This is a genomic window from Micromonospora palythoicola (assembly GCF_036689795.1).
Lineage (GTDB): Bacteria > Actinomycetota > Actinomycetes > Mycobacteriales > Micromonosporaceae > Micromonospora > Micromonospora palythoicola.
On sequence record NZ_JBAGKI010000001.1, the window covers coordinates 71,481 to 92,281 of the forward strand.

18 protein-coding genes, 1 tRNA gene and 1 other RNA gene are annotated in these 20,801 nt (G+C 70.7%); 6 read left to right on the plus strand and 14 right to left on the minus strand.

Features of this window, described 5'->3' with window-relative positions; genetic code table 11:
- Nucleotides 1-216: 216 nt before the first annotated feature.
- Nucleotides 217-289, minus strand: a tRNA-Ala gene (locus V5O40_RS00280).
- Nucleotides 290-378: 89 nt separating this feature from the next.
- Nucleotides 379-969 carry a YqgE/AlgH family protein gene (locus V5O40_RS00285; RefSeq protein WP_269739708.1) on the minus strand — a complete coding sequence of 197 codons (591 nt, stop codon included), beginning with the start codon at nucleotides 967-969 and terminating at the stop codon, nucleotides 379-381.
- Nucleotides 970-1,250: 281 nt separating this feature from the next.
- Here V5O40_RS00285 and mdlC point away from each other — a divergent pair, with 281 nt between their 5' ends.
- Entirely contained in the window at nucleotides 1,251-2,846 is a 1,596-nt protein-coding gene (gene mdlC / locus V5O40_RS00290; RefSeq protein ID WP_332903532.1) for a benzoylformate decarboxylase, read from the plus strand.
- 61 nt (nucleotides 2,847-2,907) lie between these two features.
- Here the strand turns inward: mdlC and V5O40_RS00295 are convergent, their stop codons facing one another.
- The 8 genes from V5O40_RS00295 to pruA form a co-directional block, all read right to left on the minus strand.
- A complete protein-coding gene (locus V5O40_RS00295) occupies nucleotides 2,908-3,858 on the minus strand; it encodes a hypothetical protein (protein ID WP_332903533.1) in 951 nt (316 codons plus the stop codon).
- 212 nt (nucleotides 3,859-4,070) lie between these two features.
- Nucleotides 4,071-4,446, minus strand: a transfer-messenger RNA (tmRNA) gene (gene ssrA, locus V5O40_RS00300).
- Between the two features lie 105 nt (nucleotides 4,447-4,551).
- Complete coding sequence (gene smpB / locus V5O40_RS00305; RefSeq protein WP_093406601.1) at nucleotides 4,552-5,031, minus strand: SsrA-binding protein SmpB; 480 nt, start codon at nucleotides 5,029-5,031, stop codon at nucleotides 4,552-4,554.
- A 131-nt stretch (nucleotides 5,032-5,162) separates the two neighbouring features.
- A complete protein-coding gene (gene ftsX, locus V5O40_RS00310; protein WP_269739712.1) occupies nucleotides 5,163-6,038 on the minus strand; it encodes a permease-like cell division protein FtsX in 876 nt (291 codons plus the stop codon).
- 68 nt (nucleotides 6,039-6,106) lie between these two features.
- Nucleotides 6,107-6,787, minus strand: a complete 681-nt coding sequence (ftsE, locus tag V5O40_RS00315) for a cell division ATP-binding protein FtsE (RefSeq protein WP_093406596.1) — start codon at nucleotides 6,785-6,787, stop codon at nucleotides 6,107-6,109.
- 118 nt (nucleotides 6,788-6,905) lie between these two features.
- Nucleotides 6,906-8,027 (minus strand): peptide chain release factor 2, encoded by a 1,122-nt coding sequence (prfB, locus tag V5O40_RS00320; RefSeq protein WP_164449935.1) that lies wholly within the window; start codon nucleotides 8,025-8,027, stop codon nucleotides 6,906-6,908.
- 171 nt (nucleotides 8,028-8,198) lie between these two features.
- On the minus strand, nucleotides 8,199-8,714 hold the full coding sequence (locus V5O40_RS00325; RefSeq protein WP_269739714.1) for a PadR family transcriptional regulator: 516 nt from the start codon (nucleotides 8,712-8,714) through the stop codon (nucleotides 8,199-8,201).
- Between the two features lie 210 nt (nucleotides 8,715-8,924).
- Entirely contained in the window at nucleotides 8,925-10,553 is a 1,629-nt protein-coding gene (gene pruA / locus V5O40_RS00330; protein WP_332903534.1) for an L-glutamate gamma-semialdehyde dehydrogenase, read from the minus strand.
- 285 nt (nucleotides 10,554-10,838) lie between these two features.
- Here pruA and V5O40_RS00335 point away from each other — a divergent pair, with 285 nt between their 5' ends.
- Nucleotides 10,839-11,888 carry a hypothetical protein gene (locus V5O40_RS00335; protein WP_332903535.1) on the plus strand — a complete coding sequence of 350 codons (1,050 nt, stop codon included), beginning with the start codon at nucleotides 10,839-10,841 and terminating at the stop codon, nucleotides 11,886-11,888.
- 26 nt (nucleotides 11,889-11,914) lie between these two features.
- Here V5O40_RS00335 and V5O40_RS00340 read toward each other — a convergent pair whose 3' ends face one another.
- A complete protein-coding gene (locus V5O40_RS00340; RefSeq protein WP_332903536.1) occupies nucleotides 11,915-12,433 on the minus strand; it encodes a DUF6912 family protein in 519 nt (172 codons plus the stop codon).
- A gap of 211 nt (nucleotides 12,434-12,644) precedes the next feature.
- On the opposite strand from V5O40_RS00340, the gene V5O40_RS00345 reads away from it, so the two are divergent.
- Nucleotides 12,645-12,878, plus strand: coding sequence for a helix-turn-helix domain-containing protein (locus V5O40_RS00345; protein ID WP_332903537.1), 234 nt, complete (start codon nucleotides 12,645-12,647; stop codon nucleotides 12,876-12,878).
- Nucleotides 12,879-12,980: 102 nt separating this feature from the next.
- A complete protein-coding gene (locus tag V5O40_RS00350) occupies nucleotides 12,981-13,661 on the plus strand; it encodes an Rv3235 family protein (protein ID WP_332903538.1) in 681 nt (226 codons plus the stop codon).
- A gap of 139 nt (nucleotides 13,662-13,800) precedes the next feature.
- On the opposite strand, the gene secA is transcribed toward V5O40_RS00350, so the two are convergent.
- Nucleotides 13,801-16,728, minus strand: coding sequence for a preprotein translocase subunit SecA (gene secA, locus V5O40_RS00355; RefSeq protein WP_332903539.1), 2,928 nt, complete (start codon nucleotides 16,726-16,728; stop codon nucleotides 13,801-13,803).
- 169 nt (nucleotides 16,729-16,897) lie between these two features.
- On the opposite strand from secA, the gene V5O40_RS00360 reads away from it, so the two are divergent.
- Both V5O40_RS00360 and V5O40_RS00365 read left to right on the plus strand, forming a co-directional pair.
- Complete coding sequence (locus tag V5O40_RS00360; protein WP_332903540.1) at nucleotides 16,898-18,043, plus strand: GNAT family N-acetyltransferase; 1,146 nt, start codon at nucleotides 16,898-16,900, stop codon at nucleotides 18,041-18,043.
- Nucleotides 18,040-19,158 carry a GNAT family N-acetyltransferase gene (locus tag V5O40_RS00365; protein ID WP_332903541.1) on the plus strand — a complete coding sequence of 373 codons (1,119 nt, stop codon included), beginning with the start codon at nucleotides 18,040-18,042 and terminating at the stop codon, nucleotides 19,156-19,158. Before V5O40_RS00360 ends, V5O40_RS00365 begins: the two co-directional genes overlap by 4 nt.
- Before the next feature lie 70 nt (nucleotides 19,159-19,228).
- On the opposite strand, the gene hpf is transcribed toward V5O40_RS00365, so the two are convergent.
- A complete protein-coding gene (gene hpf, locus V5O40_RS00370; protein WP_332903542.1) occupies nucleotides 19,229-19,879 on the minus strand; it encodes a ribosome hibernation-promoting factor, HPF/YfiA family in 651 nt (216 codons plus the stop codon).
- Between the two features lie 248 nt (nucleotides 19,880-20,127).
- Entirely contained in the window at nucleotides 20,128-20,790 is a 663-nt protein-coding gene (locus tag V5O40_RS00375) for a ComF family protein (protein WP_332903654.1), read from the minus strand.
- Nucleotides 20,791-20,801 lie beyond the last annotated feature (11 nt).

The window sequence follows — 20,801 nt, forward strand, 5'->3', positions numbered from 1 at the left end:
CCGTGGAGAGCCGCCCGGGGATGGCAGCCACAGCCTCGATCAGGCCCGCCGGCAGTATCACAGCGAAACGCCTGCTGAAGAGCGGTACCAGGCCCGATCTGCCGCCCGTCATCGAGCAGCAGTGTGGGGCGGTCGTGTGAGCACACCTGTGAACACGATGATCAGAAAATCGGCATTGGCCGATGACCAATGCCGATTGAACTGAGCAAACAAGGGTGGAGCCGAGGGGACTCGAACCCCTGACCCCCACACTGCCAGTGTGGTGCGCTACCAGCTGCGCCACGGCCCCTTGTTGTCGCACCCGGTCGCCCGGGCACGGGAAGAACTATACACACGCCCGTCGGCATGGTCATCTCGCGGGGGTGCCCGCCGACGTCGTCAGTTCAGCGCCACGTCGGGCGGGAAGTACGCGACCGCTGCCATCATGCCGCCCTGGCGGCGCAGCACCATCGGCCACAGGTCGTCGGGCCGGTCGACGAACGCGTCACCGGGGAGCGCGTCGAGCACGAACCAGGAGCCGTCCTCGATCTCCTGCTCCAGTTGGCCGCTACCCCAGCCCGCGTACCCGGCGAAGACCCGGATGCTCTGCACGTTCTCCCGTAGCCGCTGCGGGTCGACCGACAGGTCGAGCGTGCCGACCGCGCCGGAAACCTGGTGGAAGCCTTTGAGGCGGCGCACCGGCGACCGCAGCCGGGCCAGGCAGATGGCGGAGTCGGGCTGCACGGGGCCGCCCTCGAACAGCACCGCCGGATGGCGCGCCAGGTCGCCCCAGTCGCGCAGCACGTCCGCCACCGGCACCTCGGTGGCCCGGTTCAGCACCACACCGAGCGCACCACCGGGCTCGTGCGCGACCAGCAGCACGACGGTACGGTCGAAGTTCGGGTCCTTCAGCGCCGGTGTCGCCACCAGCAGCTTCCCGGTCATCGACTCCGTCGCCTGCCCGCCGATCGCCTGCCCCTCTCCCTGCATCACGCGTACCCGTCAGTCGCGCACGGGGAGGCGGAACCGGTGACACTCGTCGACGGTGGGCCCAACCGGTGACATCCGCGCTGTCATCGCCATGCCTGGCACCATAGCTTGCGCCCCCGATCCAGGCGAAGGCCTGACAGTCGGGTGATCGACAGACGGTCGGCGGGGCCGGGCAACCCGTCACCACCTGACCCGCAAATGGTCGGTGCGGTAGGAAACTCAGCTGGGAGCAGCGGCGAAATGCCCTTTACTCCCGAGTCACCCCGATACATTCAGAAGCGATGGCAACGGTCCGCGACACCACCTACGACCTGCTCCGGGCCCTGGGCCTGACCACCGTCTTCGGCAACCCCGGCTCCACCGAGGAGCCGTTCCTGCACGCCTTTCCGGACGACTTCCACTACGTGCTCGCACTGCACGAGGCGTCGGCGGTGGGCATGGCCGACGGCTACGCGCAGGTCACCGGGGCACCGGCGCATGTCAACCTGCACACCGCGCCGGGCACCGGCAACGCCATGGGCAACATCGTCACCGCCTGGCACAACCGGACCCCGCTGATCGTCACCGCGGGACAGCAGACCCGGGAGATGCTGCTGCTCGAACCCCGCCTGACCGCCCGTCACCCCACCGAACTGCCCCAGCCCTACGTCAAGTGGGCCCACGAGCCGGTCCGGGCCCAGGACGTCCCGGCGGCGCTCATGCGGGCGTACGCGACCGCGATCCAACCCCCGACCGGGCCCGTCTTCCTCTCGTTGCCGCTGGACGACTGGGCCCAGCCGGCCGACCCGCCGCCGCAGGCCCGCACGGTGGCCACCCGGTTCGCTCCCGATCCCGAGCGGCTACGTCAGTTCGCCGCGGCGCTGGCGACGAGTCGGTCACCGGCCCTGGTGTACGGCGCCGCCGTGGACCGGGCCGGCGCGTGGGAGGCCGGTGTCGCCCTCGCGGAGCGGCTGATCGCCCCGGTCTGGTCGGCGCCCGCACCCGAGCGGACCGCCTTCCCGGAGAATCATCCGCATTTCCGGGGCGTGCTGCCGTTCGCGATCGGCCCGTTGGCCGACCAGCTTCGCGGGCACGACACCGTGCTGGTGGTCGGCGCCCCGGTGTTCCGGTACTACCCACACGTGCCCGGTGAGACGCTGCCGGACGGTGCCCGGCTGCTGCATGTCACCGACGACCCCGAGGAGGCGGCCCGGGCCCCGGTCGGGGACAGCCTCCTCGGTGACGCCGGGCTCACCCTCGCCGCGCTGGCCGACCTGGTGCCACCGGCCGACCGGCCAGCCCCACCCGCCCGGCCCGCGCCGCCGCCGGTGGAGGACTCCTCTCCGCTCAGCGCCGACGGACTCTTCGCCGCGCTGGCCCGGCACTGGCCCGCCGACGGGGTGCTGGTGCAGGAGTCCCCGTCGAACCTTTCGGCGCTGCGGCGCCGCCTGCGCTTCGACACTGCCGGGTCGTACTTCACGATGGCCAGCGGTGGTCTCGGGTACGGCCTGCCGGCGGCCGTCGGCATCGCGCTGGCCCAGCGGGACACCGGTCGCCACCGGCCGGTGATCGCGGTGATCGGCGACGGCTCGTTCCACTACTCGGTCCAGGCGCTCTGGACCGCCAGCCAGTTGCGGTTGCCGTTGGCCGTCGTCGTACCGGTCAACCAGCAGTACGCGATCCTCAAGGCGTTTGCGGAACTCAAGCAGACGCCGGGCGTACCCGGGCTGGACCTGCCCGGCATCGACGTCACGGCGATAGCCCGCGGCTACGGGTGCGCCACCACCGTCGCCGACGATCCCGACCAACTCGGCGAGGCACTGGCCACGGCGCTGCGGGCCGACGGGCCGACGGTGCTGCCGGTGCCGATCCGCACCGACGTGCCGCCGATTCTCTGAACCTGGTGGGCAGCGGGGGGCAGGACGGCCCCGGCCGACGCCACCCCGGGACCGGATGACGTCAGCTGGCGGTGAAGCGCAGCGGCGCCGCGCTGACCACGTCGAGGACCGGTCGGTCCGCCAACGGTGCCCGCAGCGTCACGGTGACCGGTTCCAGCCTGAGCATGTCGTCGCAGACTCCGGTGCTCCGCACCACTGTGCCACCGACCACGACCACGTGATCGTGCTCCTGCACCAGTGGAGTGATCCCGGTGTCGCAGCTACCGACGCCGAGCCGGAAGTTCAACGTCGTACCGTCGGCGGACTCGACGTCCTGCGCGCTGACCAGATTCTGCGGCGCGGGCGCGGACGGTACGACCGGTTCGGGCAGGGCGCCCACGGCGTCGGATGCCACCGCGAGCCGGGCCACCACGGCGTCGATCTCCTCGACGGTGAACAGCCACGCCGGCACCCGCGCCTCACCCCGGCTGGTCCGCACCGGGGCGGCGCCCAGCTCGACACCGGTGACGGTGAGCGGGATGCAGGCGGCCTGCGGGCCGCTGCTCACCGGGGCGTCCGGCCCGTCCGGTGGGTTGGCCGGCGGCGGCGTGCCCGGGTCCTTCGGCCGCCCGGGACACGGTGGCGGGTCGCTCTGGTCGATCTGCTGGTACGCCTCGGCCGCGCTGACCAGTGGTACCCGGAGTTCCCCGTCCGGGAAGCGGACGGTGCCGTCGGCCGGCCGCCCCGGCGGCAACGGCACCTGCTGCCGGTACCAGCCGGCGTGGAAGGCGAGTTTGGTCTCCTCGGTGAACGCGGGCTCACCGACGAGCACCGTGGGCTCCTGGAGCGGCACGTAGCCGTCGCTCCACGCCGCGCCTGGGCGCCACGCCTGCGCGACCGCCGTGGCACGCTGCTCGAACGCCTGGTGCCGGTCACTCGGGATTCCCGGGCCGGTCGGTTCGCTGCCCGCCGGGGCGCAACCGGCGGCCATCATCAGCAGTGGCAGACCCAACAGGGCGAGGACACGACGCATAACGACTTCGACGGCAGTGCCCGCCGGCTGGTTCCCGTGCCCCGCAATGCCGGCCGTCGCCTTGCCCGGCGATCGTCTTACCCGGCGGTCGTCTTGCCCGGCCGCCGCGTCGCCCGGCGACTCCGTCGCCGGGTACCGCTGACGTCGGCCGACCGGGGCGAGCGGGCAAAAGACTGCGCGCCCCGGTCGGGTGACCGGGGCGCGCAGTCAGGTGGTGGAGGTGCCGGGAATCGAACCCGGGTCCTTCGCCGCCTTGTCAGGGCTTCTCCGAGCGCAGCTCGCTGTGCCTCTACTCGGCCCCTCCGATCACGCGAGCGAGTCGGTGTGACGGGCCCAGTCGCTGATTGATCTCGCCGCACGGACCCCGCGACCGGGTCCGGTTGGCCAGCCTTCTAGCTGATGCCGGCTAACTGGGTCGAAGGCGCTCCCAGGCCGACAGACTTGCTACTCGCCTCAGGCGGCGAGAGCGAAGTCAGCGCGATTGTTCTTGGCGCTTATTGGTTTCCGACGAACGATTCTCGAGACGACGTCGGCTTCCTCGGCTCGCTTCCCCTGCCGCAACGTACGAAGTCGAAACCAGTCACCCCCTCGACAGGCCGCCGATCTCCGGCGGCTCCGACAAGCGTAACGCCTGCCGCAACCGGAATCATCCCGAGCCCGGAGCGACGCACCGGGCGGGAAATTCCGGACAAATCAGTCGTTCATCCCTTTGCCTCGCCGCCCCACCGCGCGTTGGATCTCCCGGTCGGCGTCCCGTTTGGCGAGGTCCTGGCGCTTGTCGTAGGCCTTCTTGCCCTTGGCCAGGCCTATCTCCACCTTGGCCCAACCGTCGGAGAAGTAGACCTGCAGTGGCACCAGGGTCAGCCCGCTCTCCCGGAGCTTGCCGATCAGCCGGTCGATCTCCAGCCGCTTGAGCAGCAGTTTGCGGGTGCGTCGGGGCTCGTGGTTCGTCCAGGTGCCCTGCACGTACTCGGGGATGTGCATGCTGTGCAGATAGAGCTCGCCGTCCCGTTCCTGCGCGAACGCGTCGACAAGCGAGGCCCGTCCGGCCCGCAACGACTTCACTTCGGTGCCGGTCAACGCCATGCCCGCCTCGTACGTGTCGAGGATGGCGTAGTCGTGACGCGCCTTCTTGTTGGAGGCGACGACCTTGCGCCCCTTCTCCCGTGGCATCGCCGCGCCACCTCCTTTCGCTGTCGCCCGTGGCCGACCTGGCCGGCTGCCGAGCGGAGATCATGCTACCCGAACGACAAGGGCCCTCCCGCGCCGTTTATTCCGGCGTGGAAGGGCCCTCGGGCGGCGAACTAGACCCGCAGGTAGAAACGGAGGGTGACCCAGGCGGTGACCGCGCTGATCAGGCCACCGACGCCGGCCATCACCGGGAAGGTCAGGAACACCTCGCCCCAACTCACCGGCGCGAAGAGCCCTTGTAGGGCGCTGAGCGCACCGTCGAAGAGGAATATCTTGAGGGCGATCAGGGCACCGAGGCCCAGGATCGAGCCGATCAGACCGGCGACCACCGCCTCCAGCACGAACGGCGCCTGGATGAACCAGTTCGACGCGCCGACCAGCTTCATGACGGCGACCTCACGACGCTTGCTGTACGCGGCGACCTGAATCGTGTTGGCGACCAGCAGCAGCGCGGCGACCGCCATCGCGATCGCGGCGACGAGCGCGATGTTCTGCCCGGCGGTGAAGAGGTTGAAGATCTTGTCCAGCACCTGACTCTGGTCGACGACCTGGTCGACCCCCTCGACCGCCGTGTACTGGTCGGAGATGGTCTTGTACTCCTCCGGGTTGACCAGCTTGAGCCGGTACGACTCCGGAAGCTGGTCGGCCTTGACCGCGCTGAGCAGGTCCGGCGAGTCCCGGAACATCTCCTGGAACCGCTGGAAGGCCTCGTCCTTGTTGACGTACGTGACCTGTGAGACCAGCGGGTCGGACTCCAACTGGGTGGCGATGGCGCTGCGCTGCTCGTCCGTCACCTCGGCGTCCAGGAAGATCGAGACCTCGATGTTCTCGAAGTACAACTGCTTCATGTCGGCGACCTTGGTGTAGATCAGGCCGCTGGCACCGAGCATGGTCAGCGAGACCGCCATCGTGATGATCATCGCGATGGTCATGGTCACGTTGCGCCACAGTCCGACCAGTACCTCGGACATGACGTATTTCATCCGCATCGGGATTTCCTCCGGCTCTCCGGCGTGAGGTGTTCGTCGTCAGATCGGGGTGTGGTGGGTAGGTGCCGTCACCCGTAGACGCCGCGGGCCTGGTCGCGAACGATACGGCCGCTCTCGATCTCGATGACGCGGCGGCGCATCTGGTTCACGATGTTGGAGTCGTGCGTGACCATCACGACGGTGGTTCCGGTGCGGTTGATCCGGTCCAGCAGGCGCATGATCTCGATGGAGGTGTCCGGGTCCAGATTTCCGGTCGGCTCGTCCGCCAGCAGGATCAGCGGACGGTTCACGAACGCCCGGGCCACCGCCACGCGCTGCTGCTCACCACCGGAGAGCTCGTGCGGGTAGCGGTGCTCCTTGCCGCCGAGACCGACCAGTTCCAGCACCTCCGGCACGACCCGGCGGGCCACCGCCTTGGTCTTGCCGATCACCTCCAGCGCGAAGGCCACGTTCTCGTACGCGGTGCGGTTGGGCAGCAGCCGGAAGTCCTGGAAGACGCAGCCGATCGAGCGGCGGAAGTGCGGGCGCTTCCAGGACCGCATCGACGTGACGTCCTTGCCGTTGACGACGACGCGCCCCTTGTTGGGGACCACCTCGTGCAGCAGCATCTTGACGATGGTCGACTTGCCGGAGCCGGATGGGCCGATGAAGAAGACGAACTCGCCCTTGTCGATCGACACGGACACGTTGTCGAGCGAAGGCCGCGACGCCTTCGGGTACGTCTTCGTCACTTGCTCAAGCTGAATCACGGGTGGTGAGTCTACGCCGTGTAACTGTCGTGCCAAGTCCCACGCCCCGCCGTTGCGGGGCAAGTCATCAAATCAGCACGTCAGGTGGAGATCGACGGCGCGCTCCGCCCACGATCGATCACGCACGGTCGCCGGCCAGTTGCTGCTGCTTGCGCCACCGGATCCCCGCCTCGATGAAGGAGTCGAGGTCACCGTCGAAGACCGAACCCGGGTTGCCGGTCTCCTGCTCGGTCCGCAGATCCTTCACCATCTGATAGGGATGCAGCACGTACGAACGCATCTGGTCGCCCCACGACCCGGCGGCGTCGGTCTTGAGGCCCTGGAGCTTGGCCTGTTCCTCCTGGCGCTTGCGCTCCAGCAGCCGGGCCTGGAGCACCCGCAGCGCGGAGGCCTTGTTCTGCAACTGCGACTTCTCGTTCTGGCAGGTCACCACGATGCCGGTCGGGATGTGGGTGATCCGTACGGCCGAGTCGGTGGTGTTGACGCTCTGCCCGCCCGGGCCCGAGGAGCGGTAGACGTCGACCCGCATCTCGTTCTCGGGGATGTCGATGTGGTCGGTCTGCTCGACCACCGGCAGCACCTCGACCCCGGCGAAGCTGGTCTGCCGCCGCCCCTGGTTGTCGAACGGGCTGATCCGCACCAGCCGGTGGGTGCCGGACTCCACGCTGAGCGTGCCGTACGCGTACGGCACCTTGACCGTGAAGGTGGCCGATTTCAGGCCGGCCTCCTCGGCGTACGAGGTCTCGTAGACCTCGGTCGGGTAGCCGTGCCGCTCGGCCCAGCGAAGGTACATCCGCAGCAGCATCTCGGCGAAGTCGGCCGCGTCCACGCCGCCGGCACCGGCCCGGATGGCCACCAGCGCCTCCCGGGAGTCGTACTCACCGGACAGCAGCGTGCGGACCTCCATCTCCTGGATGGCCTTGGTCAGCCCGGTGATCTCGGACTCGACCTCGGTGAGCACCCCCGAGTCGGACTCCGCCTCGGCGAGTTCCAGCAGGACGTGCGCGTCGTCCAGCCGTGACCGCAGGCTGCCGAGCTTGTCGATCTCGCCGTTGACGTACGACAGCTGCGAGGTCACCTGCTGGGCGCGGGCCTGGTCGTCCCAGAGATCCGGGGCGGACGCCTCCTGCTCCAGGCGGGCCTTGTCCGCGCGGAGGCGGTCGAGGTCGAGCACCGCCTCGATGTTGCGCAGGGTGGCGTCGAGTTCCTTGAGCTGTTCGGCGAAGTCGGCAGCGGTCACGACAGACAAGGGTACTGCGCGGACGAGGAGTGAGCTTGCGAGCCCCGCAGTCCGCGCCAAACAAACCCCGCGCGGACGAGGAGTGAGCTTGCGAGCCCCGCAGTCCGCGCCAAACAAACCCCGCGCGGACGAGGAGTGAGCTTGCGAGCCCCGCTCGGATCGGAACCAGGGTCAGCTGGGGGCGGCGCTCTTGAGCCAGGACAGGGCGGCCCGGTGGTACGCCACGGCGAACTCCAGCGCGCTCGCGTCGTACGTGTCGCCTTCCTTCTTGGCGTTCTTGACCTGCTCGCGTACTCGGGCCAGCGCGTCGGTGTGGTACTCGTTGGCCGCGGCCTGGAGGTTCTTGAGCTGGTTCGGGGAGTGCAGGTTCCCGAAGGCGATGCGCAGGGCGATCGGGTTGCGGATGGTGTCCCGCCCCGGATCCTCGGCGAGCCATCGGGAAAATGTCCGTTTTCCCGATGCCGTGATCGCGTACGGCTGACTCATCCGCGGGCCGGGTTTACCCAGTCGGACGAAACCCCGCTCGGCCAGCACCGGCAACTCGCGGTAGACCTGGCTTCGGGTCATCGACCAGTACGGCGCCAGCCGGCGCTCGGCGGCGGCCATCAACTGGCCACCTGTCATGGGGCCCTCATGGAGCAGCCCGAGCAGGGCTGCCGCCGTGGGGTTCACTCCGGATTCCGCCATGCCCCTTACGCTGCCACTTTGCCGGGCCAGCGTCCAGGATTTCCCCTTTTCGCCACCGATTGGGGTTTCCTATGTGCACTGTCGGCGCGCGACGGTCCACCGAAGCCGGCCACCTGCCACGTCCGGTCGTCCCCGGCCGGCGACCCGGCGGGCGGGCGGAAGGGCCCCCGCACCCCATGCGGCGTCGGTCGGGGGCCCTTCGTCACATCGTCAGCCCATGTGGGGGTAGGTGTGGTCGGTCGGTGGGACGAAGGTTTCCTTGATCGTCCGGGGGGACATCCAGCGGACCAGGTTGTGCCAGGATCCGGCCTTGTCGTTGGTGCCGCTGGCCCGGGCACCGCCGAATGGCTGCTGACCGACCACGGCACCGGTCGGCTTGTCGTTGATGTAGAAGTTGCCGGCCGCGTACCGCATCTTCTCGGCCACCGCGTCGACCACCCGCCGGTCGGTGGCGAAGATCGACCCGGTGAGCGCGTACGGGGCGATGGCCTCGGCCTGCGTGACCACCTCGTCGAAGCGGGCGTCGTCGAAGACGTGCACGCCGAGGATCGGACCGAAGTACTCGGTGGTGAAGGTCTCGTGCGCCGCGTCCTCGCATTCGAAGATCGTCGGGCGGACGAACCAGCCGACCGAGTCGTCGGCGGTGCCACCGGCGATGATCCGGCAGCTGGCGTCGGAGGAGATCAGCTCCAGTGCCGCGGTGTGCCGGGAGTACGCCTTGTCGTCGATGACCGCGCCGCCGAAGTTACGGAAGTCGGTGACGTCGCCGTAGGCCAGCCCGTCGGCGGTCGCGGCCAGCCGGTCGCGCAGGCCGCCCTCCCACAGCGACCGGGGAACGTACGCGCGGGAGGCCGCCGAGCACTTCTGCCCCTGGTACTCGAAGGCACCCCGGATCAGCGCCGTGTGCAGGGCGTCGACGTCGGCGCTGGAGTGCGCGACCACGAAGTCCTTGCCGCCGGTCTCGCCGACCAGCCTCGGGTACCCCCGGTAGCCGGCGATGTTCTCCCCGACGGTGCGCCACAGGTGCTGGAAGACCTTGGTGGACCCGGTGAAGTGGATGCCGGCGAGGTCTGGATCGGCCAGCACCACGTCGGAGACCTCCTCGCCCCGACCGGTGACCATGTTGATCACACCGGGCGGCAGGCCGGCCGCCTCGAACAGGCGCATGGTGAAGTGTGCGGCGAACTGCTGGGTCGGGCCCGGCTTCCAGACCACGGTGTTGCCGAGCAGGGCCGGCGCCGAGGGCAGGTTGCCGGCGATGGCGGTGAAGTTGAACGGGGTGACCGCGTAGACGAATCCCTCGAGCGGCCGGTGGTCGAAGCGGTTCCACACGCCGGGCGACGACATCGGCTGCTCGGCCAGCAGGTTGCGGGCGAAGTGCACGTTGAACCGCAGGAAGTCGATGAACTCACAGGCCGAGTCGATCTCGGCCTGGACGGCGGTCTTCGACTGGCCGAGCATGGTGGCCGCGTTGAGGGTGTCCCGCCAGGGTCCGGAGAGCAGCTCGGCGGCGCGTAGGAAGATCGCGGCGCGCTCCTCGAACGGCAGCGTGCGCCAACCGGGCGCGGCGTCCTTGGCGGCCTTGACCGCCGCTCGCGCGTCGTCATGGGTGGCGTGGCCGGTGACCCCGAGTACGTGCGCGTGCCGGTGCGGCTGCACCACCTGGATCGCCTCGCCGCCGGCCATCCGCTGTTCGCCCGCGATGGTCATCGGCAGGTCGATGCGCTCGGCGGCCAGCTCGGTGAGCCGCCGCTGGAGACGTTCTCGGTCGGTGCTGCCCGGCTCGTAGCTGCGCACCGGCTCGTTACGTGGCTCGGGTACGGAGAACACGGCGTCCATCAGGGCTCCTGGCGATCTCGGCGGCGATGGCGAAACCGGCCCCGCGCTGGCGGGACCCGTGCCAATCCTCCCACGGCCAGCATCGGTCACTGACACCCCGGGCGGGCGTGGACCATTGATCACGAGGTTCTTCACCTCCACTGGAACCGATTCGTTCCCCGTTGCGAAACCTGACCGAAGGAATGCAGGCCGTGCGGGCTTCGGGCGCGCCCGCGTCCCGGCCGCGTACGCTGGGTTGCCGGTGACGGTTGCGGCCCGTCGGGCCCGGCGGCGAAGGGAAGACGATTGAGCAACGAGCCCGGTGGGCCGACCGCCGCTCAGCCCGACCAGTCCCACGCCGCCGATCCGGAACCGAGCGACCGGACCGAGGCCAGCGCCCCGGAGGTCGGCGAGCACTCCGAGACCGCCGACCCACGCGCGGGCGACGACATCGAAGCCGGCCGCCCGGCACCCGCACCGGCAGCCACGGTGCTGGCGTTGCTGGCGACCGGCTGGCTGGCCGCGATGCTCTGGTCGACCCGGGAGGCGATCAGTTCGGCGACGGCCGGGGTCACCGCGGTGAGCCTCTCCGCCTTCGCCCTGCCCGGCGTGATCTCGGCCGCGCTGGTGGCCGGGGCCGCCGTCGGACTGGCCGCCGGGGAACCGGTGGCCCGCCGGACCGAGCGGGTGACCCTGCGCTTCGCGGTGGCGATCGGCGCCGGGCTGCTGGTCGGGCTGCTCGCCGCGCTCGCGATCGATCTCACCTACGCGGGTGACGTCACCACCCGCACGATCGCCGGCACCACGGCCGCCGCGGCCGTCATCGGCGGCGCGCTCGCCGGGGCCCGCGACGGTGCCGTGGTGGGTGCCGTGGCCGCCGCCGCCCTGGGCACCCTGGTCTTCGTGGTGGCCTTCAGCGTGGCCCGGGATCCGCTGTTCAACCTCTTCGGCGCCGGCGACAGCCAGCAGTCGCTTGTCGACGCGGCCACCTGGGTCTCCCGGACCGAGTCCCTGCTGGCCGGGCTGGTCGCCGGGGCGTTGGCCTTCGGCTACCTCACCTGGGCCCGGCGACGAGCCGTACGGGACGGTGGCGCGGCTGGACCGCGCTGGCCGGCGTACCTGCTGGCAGGTGCCGGGCCCGGGCTTCTGCTGCTGCTCACCGAGGTGATCATCCGGATCGGTGGGCGTTCGCTCATCGACCTGGCCGCCGCGCTCAGCGAGGCGGACGCGGTCGCACAGACCTCACTCGGCACTTCGCGGATGGACAACGCCATCTGGGTGCTGTTCGTCGGCGCGCTGACCGCCGTGGTCAGCTTCGGCCGCACGCTCAGCGCGCCGCCCGACGACGAGGCGTAGCCGACGACCGGCGACCCGGACGGCGGTCAGTCCTCCGTCGCGGTGGCGCGCAGCAGCGACTCCAGTTCGCTGGGGTCGTACCACTCCAGTTCGTGGTCCTCGGCACCATCGACGGTGAACTGGGCGTCGGGGTCACCGGCCAACGCCTCCAAGACCACCTCGACGGCGGCGGCCACGTCGGTCGCGGCGTCCACCCCGTCCACGTGCACGGCCGCGACGGCCGCGACCGGCACCGGGGTGAGCAACTCCACCACGCTGGAGCCGAGTTCACCGTCGCCCCGACCGATAGCCGTCGCGGGCAGGTCCGCCGAGACCACCACCCGTCGGCGCGGCGCGGCCGGGTCATGACGGATCAGTTGCAGCGCGTCCTGGGCGGCGCGGGTGAAGGCGACGTACTCCAACTCCTCCTCGTCGCCTTCCGCGTACCACTCGCGCAGCGTCGGAGTCACCGCGTGCGCCTGCGTCGCGGCGAGGCCGTGCTCCGGCAGCCTGGTCAGCATCGGCACGGTCGCCGGCACGTAGACCCGGACAAGCTCGTCGGTCACCGTGGTCTCCCCCGCTCTGCTCCGTCCGGCGGCGACACCGCCGGTCCGGCGTACGGTCCTGCCCGTTCGCCCTGACCGTCATACACCTCGTGTCGCCCTCGTGGAAGTTCCGGCGACGGGCCGGTGTGTCCCGCCGGGCGGGCGACGGGTTGGTCGGCGGTCGGCCGCCGGTGGCAAACTGAGGCGAACGACGTCAACCAGGGGAGTTTCGGTGGAACCGAGGTTCCTGCTGCTGTCCGACGTGGCCACCGAGCTGAACGTGTCGGATTCGCAGGTCTACCACATGGTACGCAGCGGCGAGCTGCCCGCGATCAAGATCGGCGGCCGGGGGCAGTGGCGGGTGGAACGGGCCCGGCTGGAGGAGTACATCGAGCGCAAGTACGCCGAGACCGCCGAGTGGGTACGCGGCAACCCGTTGGCGGAACGCGAGCCCGAGGAGCGGTAGGAGCTGCCACGGCATTGACCGTGGGCTCTGTCGTGCCCGACAATCAAGGCTGTCGAAGGCAAACGAAGGTAAACGTAAGCTTTGACAGGTGGAGGCACCTCGATGACCGACCTCCGGCGACCCGGGCCGACGCGCCCGCCCGTGCGGCTGCGCCCGGCGCCCGCCTTCGAACCGCCTTCCGTCGACGAGGACACCGCCGGTTGGCCCCGCCCGGCCGACGGCCAGCTCGCTCTCGACCTGTTCGCGACCGGCCGCCAGTGGCCTCGCGGCCGTGGTCAGGAGCGGCAGCAGTCGCCGCAGGGGGCCGCGCGCTCGGGCAGTCGACCGGTCAGCCCGGGCGTGCCGTGGCCGGGCGAGGCCGGGCGGCCCACCGGACCGGGTGCGGCGTGGTCCGGCCGCGAGCCGGCCCGGCAGCTGCCGCCCGAGGCACTGACCACGGCGACGCCCGGGGCCACCCGGATCGCCCACCGTTTCGTCGCCACCTGCCTGGAGGTGTTCAACGGCTTCCGGCCGCCGGTGCAGTTACGTCGTCAACTCGATCCCGCTCGGGTCGCGGTGCTGCTGCCCGAGCTGGCCCGCGCCACCGCACGTGGGGCTCCGGCCCGGCGGCGTTCGGCGCGGCCCGGGGTGCGGCTGCGCCGGCTGCGCGTCTGCGAGCCACGCCCCACCGCCATCGAGGCCGCCGCCGTCCTCACCGGTGCCGGCGGTGGTAGCTGGGCGATGGCGCTCCGCCTGGAGCAACGCTGCGGCAACTGGTTCTGCACCGACCTGCGGGTTCTCTGACCGGCGCGCCCAGCACCCGACCGCCACGGACGGGCGCCCGGACGAGATCGCGCCCGGATCCCGAGCGAGTGGCCGGGTCCGCCAGGCGATGCTCACTCGATTCGGGATCGGGCGCGATCTTCCGGAGCCGGACGGATCCCTAGCCAGCCGAGGTGCCGCCGGGCGCACCGTGGCAGCGCTTGTACTTACGACCCGAGCCGCAGGGGCACGGCGCGTTACGGGACGGTCCGTTGCCGGCGGTCGCCTGCCCCGGTGCGGGCTGGCGGGAGCTGCCGACCGGGACCGCCGGGCCGCGCAGGCCACCCGCTGGACGCTGCGGCGCGGCAGGTGCCGTCCGGCCCGGCGCCGCCGGGGCGGCCTGGTCCGGGCGGCCGATGCCGAGCGCGGGAGCCCGCTGCTCCTCACGCTGCACCGCGACGCCACCGGAGCCAGCCTCACCGTCGATGGTCGGCGCGGAGTACTGCAGCCCCTGCTGCTGCGGCGCACGACCCAGGCCCTTGGCCCGGATCTCCACCGGCTTGTCCAGCAGCTGGACCTCCTCGGCCTCCGGCTCCGGCTCGTTGACCTGCACCTCGAGGTTGTAGAGGAAGCCGACAGTCTCCTCCTTGATGCCGTCCATCATGGTGGCGAACATGTCGAAGCCCTCACGCTGGTACTCCACCACCGGGTCGCGCTGGGCGTATGCCCGCAGCGTGATGCCCTCCTGGAGGTAGTCCATCTCGTAGAGGTGCTCACGCCACTTGCGGTCGATGACCTGGAGCAACACCATCCGCTCCAGCTGTCGGGTGCCCTCGGCACCGAGCTGCTCCTCCCGCCGGTCGTACGCGGCGTTCGCGTCCTCCTTCAGCCGGGCGAGCAGGAAGTCGGCGTCGATGCTGGCCCGCGACCCACCGGCCTCCTCCTCCAGCTCCTCGATGGTGATGCCCACCGGGTAGAGCTGCTTGAGGCTGGACCACAACTGCTCAAGATCCCAATCCTCGGCGTAGCCGTCCGAGGTGGCCCCCCGCACGTACGCCTCGACGGTGTCGTCGATCATGTTGCGCACCTGGTCGGAGAGATCCTCACCGTTGAGTACGCGCAGTCGCTCGGCGTAGATCACCTGGCGCTGCTTGTTCATGACCTCGTCGTACTTGAGGACGTTCTTCCGGATCTCGGCGTTCTGCCCCTCGATCTGGGCCTGGGCGCTCTTGATCTGGCGGGTGACCATCTTCGACTCGATGGGCACGTCCTCCGGGATGTTGAAGCGGTCCATGACCGCCTCCACCGCACCGGAGCGGAACCGCTTCATCAGCTCGTCCTGCAGGGACAGGTAGAACCGCGACTCGCCCGGGTCACCCTGCCGGCCGGACCGGCCACGCAGCTGGTTGTCGATCCGCCGGGACTCGTGCCGTTCCGTGCCCAGCACGTACAGCCCACCGGCGGCGGCGACCTCCTCGGCCTCCGCGTCGCAGGCCTGCTTCCACTTCGGCAGCACCTCTTCGAGGGCCTTGTCGTACTCCTCGGCGTTCTCCAGCGGATCCAGTCCGCGCTGGCGCAGCTCGTTGGCCGCGAGGAACTCGGGGTTGCCACCGAGCAGGATGTCGGTGCCCCGGCCGGCCATGTTGGTGGCCACCGTGACCGCGCCCTTGCGGCCGGCCTGAGCGACGATCTCCGCCTCCCGGGCGTGGAACTTCGCGTTCAGCACCGAGTGCGGGATGCCCCGACGGGTCAGCAGCCGGGCCAGGATCTCGGAATTCTCCACCGAGACCGTGCCGACGAGCACCGGCTGACCTGCCTGGTGCCGCTCGGCGATGTCCTCGATCACCGCGTTGAACTTGGCCTGCTCGGTCTTGTAGATGACGTCGGCCCGGTCCTCGCGGATCATCGGCCGGTGGGTCGGGATGGTCACCACGCCGACCTTGTAGACCTTGTTGAACTCGCCCGCCTCGGTCTGGGCCGTACCGGTCATGCCGGCGAGCTTGTCGTAGAGGCGGAAGTAGTTCTGCAGGGTGATGGTGGCCAGGGTCTGGTTCTCCTGCTTGATCTCCACCCCCTCCTTGGCCTCGATCGCCTGGTGCATGCCCTCGTTGTAGCGGCGACCGTGCAGGATGCGACCGGTGAACTCGTCGACGATCAGGACCTCGCCGTCGCTGACGATGTAGTCCTTGTCGCGCTTGTACAGCTCCTTGGCCTTGATCGCGTTGTTCAGGTAGCCGACCAGCGGAGTGTTCACCGACTCGTAGAGGTTGTCGATGCCGAGCCGGTCCTCGACCTTCGCCACGCCCCGCTCGGTGACCGCGATGGTGCGCTTGGAGTAGTCGACCTCGTAGTCGCCCGCGCCGTCCTTGCCCGCCTGGAGACGGGCCACCACCGCGGCGAACTCGCCGTACCAGCGGGCGGAGTGTTCGGCGGGGCCGGAGATGATCAGCGGGGTACGGGCCTCGTCGATCAGGATCGAGTCGACCTCGTCGACCACGGCGAAGTTGTGGCCGCGCTGGACCAGCTCCTCCCTCGACCAGGCCATGTTGTCGCGCAGGTAGTCGAAACCGAACTCGTTGTTGGTGCCGTAGGTGATGTCGCACTCGTACGCCGCCCGGTGCTCGGCGGCCGGACGGTTGGGCAGCACCACACCGACGCTCAGGCCGAGGAACTCGTGCACCCGGCCCATCCAGGCGGCGTCGCGCTGGGCCAGGTAGTCGTTCACCGTGACCACGTGCACGCCCTTGCCGGACAGCGCGTTGAGATAGACCGGCATCACCGAGGTCAGGGTCTTGCCCTCACCGGTCTTCATCTCGGCGATGTTGCCGAAGTGCAACGCCGCGCCACCCATCACCTGCACGTCGTACGGCCGCTGACCGAGCACCCGGGCCGCCGCCTCCCGGCAGACCGCGAACGCCTCGGGCAGCAGGTCGTCCAGGGTCTCGCCGTCGGCGAGGCGCTCCCTGAACTGCTCGGTCATGTCGCGCAGCTCATCGTCAGTGAGGTTGACGTAGTCGTCCTCGATCGAGTTGACGGCGGCGGCGATCGCCTTGAGGCGGCGCACCATGCGCCCCTCGCCCGCGCGGAGGACCTTTTCCAGAATCGACACGGATCAACGCTCCCCTAGACAGTCTCGAACCATCGTAGGCGCTCCATCGGGCGGATGGTCACTGGTGGCGGTGGTCGGCCGCCGCGAAACCGACATAACACTCTCCGCTCTCGTTCGCGTCCCGGTTATCCGGTTACGCCGTGCGCGAACGATCCGGCACGATGGCCCGGTGGAGCCCGTGGAGATCACCGAGGACGGTCTGCTGCTACGGCCGTGGCGGGAGTCCGACGCCGACGCCGTGCACCGCGCCTGCCAGGATCCGGACATCCAGCGTTGGACCACCGTACCTCGCCCGTACCGGCACGAACACGCGCAGAGCTTCGTCGCGGACCGCGGCCGTCAGTGGGAACTCGGCACCGCGGCGGCCTTCGCGGTCTGCGACGCCGCCGGCGGCGAGGTGCTCGGCGCCTGCGGGCTGAACACCATCGACCGCAACCACGAACTCAGCGAGATCGGGTACTGGACCGCACCGTGGGCGCGTCGCCAGGGCGTCGCCGTCCGGGCCGTGCGGGCCGTCGCCCGGTGGTCCTTCGACGAGTTGAAGCTGCGCCGGCTGCTCTGGGGCGCACGGGTGGGCAACCACGCCTCCCGACTGGTCGCCCTGCGCTGCGGCGTACGGATCGAGGGGCGGCTGCGGGACGCCGACCCGGTGGGCGGCGCCCACGAGTGGTTCGGCACTCTGCTGCCCGGTGACGTACCAGGGCCCGGCGAGGTCGGCCCGGCCGGTCCGGGCACCCTGGACGCCCGTCGTGCCGCCGTCTTCGGCCAGCCGCAACCCACCCTGTTCGCCACCGCCGGCACGCACGAGCTGAGCCTGCGCCCGATGGAGGAACGCGACCTCGACGCGATCGTCACCACCTGCCGGGACCCGGACACACTGCGCTGGACGACCGTGCCGGAGGGGTACACGCGCGCGGACGCCGAGGATTTCCTACGGTTCGTCCAGGGCACCTGGGCCGCCGGTACCAGCGCCAACTTCGTGCTCACCGACGCCGCGGACCGGTACGCCGGCTCGATCGACCTGCGGCTGTCGCCGACCGACCCGCTGGTGGCGGACGTGGGCTTCATGACCGCGCCACAGGTCCGTGGGCGGGGTTACCTGCCGGCGGCGTTGGCGGCCCTGTGTACCTGGGGCTTCACCACCCTCGGGCTGGCCCGGATCGAATGGCGGGCCAACGTCGGCAACGTCGCCTCCCGGCGGGCCGCCGAGAAGGCCGGTTTTGCGATGGAGGGCACCGCCCGAGGAGCCCTTCACCACCGCGGCAACCGGGTCGACGCCTGGGTCGGTGCCCTGCTCGCGGAGGACCTTTCATGAGGGAACCACAGGGCAGCGAGCAGTGGATCGAGGCGTACGGGGTGCGGCTACGGCCGTTCCGCCTCGATGACGTCGAGGATGTCGCGGCCGGCTGCGCCGATCCGCTCACCCAGCGCTTCCTCGACGGGCTGCCCGACCCGTACACCGAGGCCGACGCACGGTGGTGGATCACGCAGGGTGCTCCGGCCGCCTTCGCCAGCGGCGGCGCCGCGTACGCCGTGGTCGACCCGACGACCGGCCGGCTGGTCGGCACCGTGGGCCTGAACAACCCGGTGCCGCCGCGGGGCCAGGCGGAGATCGGCTACTGGGTGGCGCCGTGGGCGCGTGGCCGAGGGGTGGCCACCGCCGCCACCCGCGCCCTGTCCGAGCACGCCTTCGCCGGCGGCGCCGCCCGCCTGGAGCTGCTCACCCGCCCGGAGAACGCGATCAGCCAGCGGGTCGCGCTGGCCGCCGGTTTCCGGCCCGAGGGGGTACGCCGCTCCGCGACGCCCGCCCGGGGCGGCGACCGGCGGGACCTGACCGTGTGGGTGCGCCTCGCCGGCGACCCGCCCGGTCCGTCGGAGCGTCCACTGCCGGACCTGCCCGACGGCCGGCTCACCGACGGGGTGGTCGTGCTGCGCCGACTCGGACCGGACGACGCCGAGCAGACCTACCGCCTGCACAGCGATCCGGAGGTGGCGGCCAGTCGGGTTCCCCCGGGAGCGCCCGCCCGGGACGAGATCGAACGGCGGTGCGCCGGCGCGGAGGGGCAGTGGCTGGTCGGGACCACCGCCGCGATGACGATCCTCGACGGTGCGTCCGGTGACTTCGTCGGCAACTGCACGCTCAACTACGACCAGCCCGCCAGCGGGCAGGCGATGATCGGCTACAGCCTGCTGCCGCGGTGGCGCGGACGCGGCTACGCCACCCGCGCCGTACGGCTGCTCGCCCGGTGGGGATTCGACCATGTCGGCCTGTCCCGGCTGTGGGCCGGCACCCTGCCCGAGAACGCCGCGTCCCAGCGGGTGCTGGAGAAGGTCGGCTTCCGGCGGGAGGGGCTGCTGCGCGGCCGGCTGCCCGGTACGGCCGGCCACCGGGCCGATTCGACGATCTACGGTCTGCTACCGACGGATTGACCGGCGGCCGCACCCCGACCGAGGGTCGGCGGCCCGGCCCGGCGAGTGCCGGCCCGAGCCGCCGTGACGCTCAGATGTCCAGCGAGATGATGCCGTAGTCGTAGGCGTGCCGCCGGTAGACCACACTCGGCCGGCCGGATTCCTTGTCCTGGAAGAGATAGAAGTCGTGGCCCACCAGTTCCATCTGGAACAGGGCGTCGTCGATGGTCATCGGCTCGGCGGGGTGCACCTTCTCCCGGGCGATGTGCCACGGCTGGTCGTCGGCGTACTCCTCCTCGGGCCGCTCGGCCACCGCGGTGGCGCTGCCGTTCTGCGCGGCGGCGCTGCTGGTCTCCGCGGGGGCGGACAGCGCGGGCAGGTCGGTCACCGGCAGGCCGGCGGTCGCGGCGGCGACCGAGAGCGGCGCGTGCCGGCCGCGGTGTACCCGACGCCGGTCGGCCGCGCGCCGCAGCCGGGAGTCGAGCTTGGCGATCGCCGAGTCCAGCGCGCTGTAGAAGTCGCTGGTGCAGGCCTCGGCCCGGATCACCGGGCCACGGGAATAGCAGGTGATTTCCACCCGCTGGCAGTGATCGGCCTGGCGCGGATTGCGCTCGTGGAACAACTCGACATCGACACGAATGAGCTTGTGGTCGTAGCGTTCGATCTTCGCGAGCTTGTCTGCTACGTGCACCCGGTAATGGTCCGGCACCTCGACGTTACGGCCCTTGACCACGATGTCCACGTGACCTCCCTCGTTCGGACGGTCTTCGATCCGGAAATCCGGTCACGCCCGGGGGACGGCCCCATTCGGCGTCGACCGGTCAATGCGGCTACGCCTCCTCTCACCGCCGGGGGTGGGTGGGATGGCCTTCCTACCCCCGACAGCCAAACGCTAACTCCTGTTAGGCCGACAGTCACCCCCGGTCGCCAAGACCGGCCCGAGAATTTCCACACCTCATACACGAAGGGGTGAAACGGAAACACGATCGGTCACTGTTGGTGCCTTTTCCGGGTCGCGGCCAGCACCGCCGCACCGTACGGCGGCAGCCCGCGCCCGGTCAGCACCCGACTGACCGCCGCGAGGGTCGCTCCGGTGGTGACGATGTCGTCCAGCAGGACCACCCTCGACCCGGCGGCCGCCGGAAAGCGGCCCGACCGGGCCCGGAAGGCGGACGTGGCCGCCGCCGCGCGCCCGGCGCTGTCCAGCGTCACCGAGTCCGGTCGGGGCGCGGCGCGTACCGCGTGGTGCACCCGCACCGGCCAGCCCGCGGCCCGCAGCCGACGGGCGCAGTGCCGGGTCAGCCGGCCCAGGTGATCTCCGTAGCGGGCCCGGGCCGCCGTCGGGGTGTCCGGCACCGGCACCAGCAGCACCGGACCCGCCGCACCGACCGCCGCGGCGACGACCTCGGCGAGCAGCGCACCGAGTGGCCGGGCCAGACCGTGCCGGCCGTGATCCTTGTACGCCAGCAGCATCTCCCGCAGCGGCCCGCCGTACTCGCCCAGGGCGTGGCAGGGCGGCAGCTCCGGCGGGGCCGGGACCGGCCGCACCGGAACCGGGCGCAGCACCCGCAGCGCGGTGACGCAGTCCGGGCAGACCCCGTGCCGCAGCCCCGGTCGGCGTTGCCGGCAGCCGGCGCACTCGGTGGGCAGCACCAGGTCGGCCA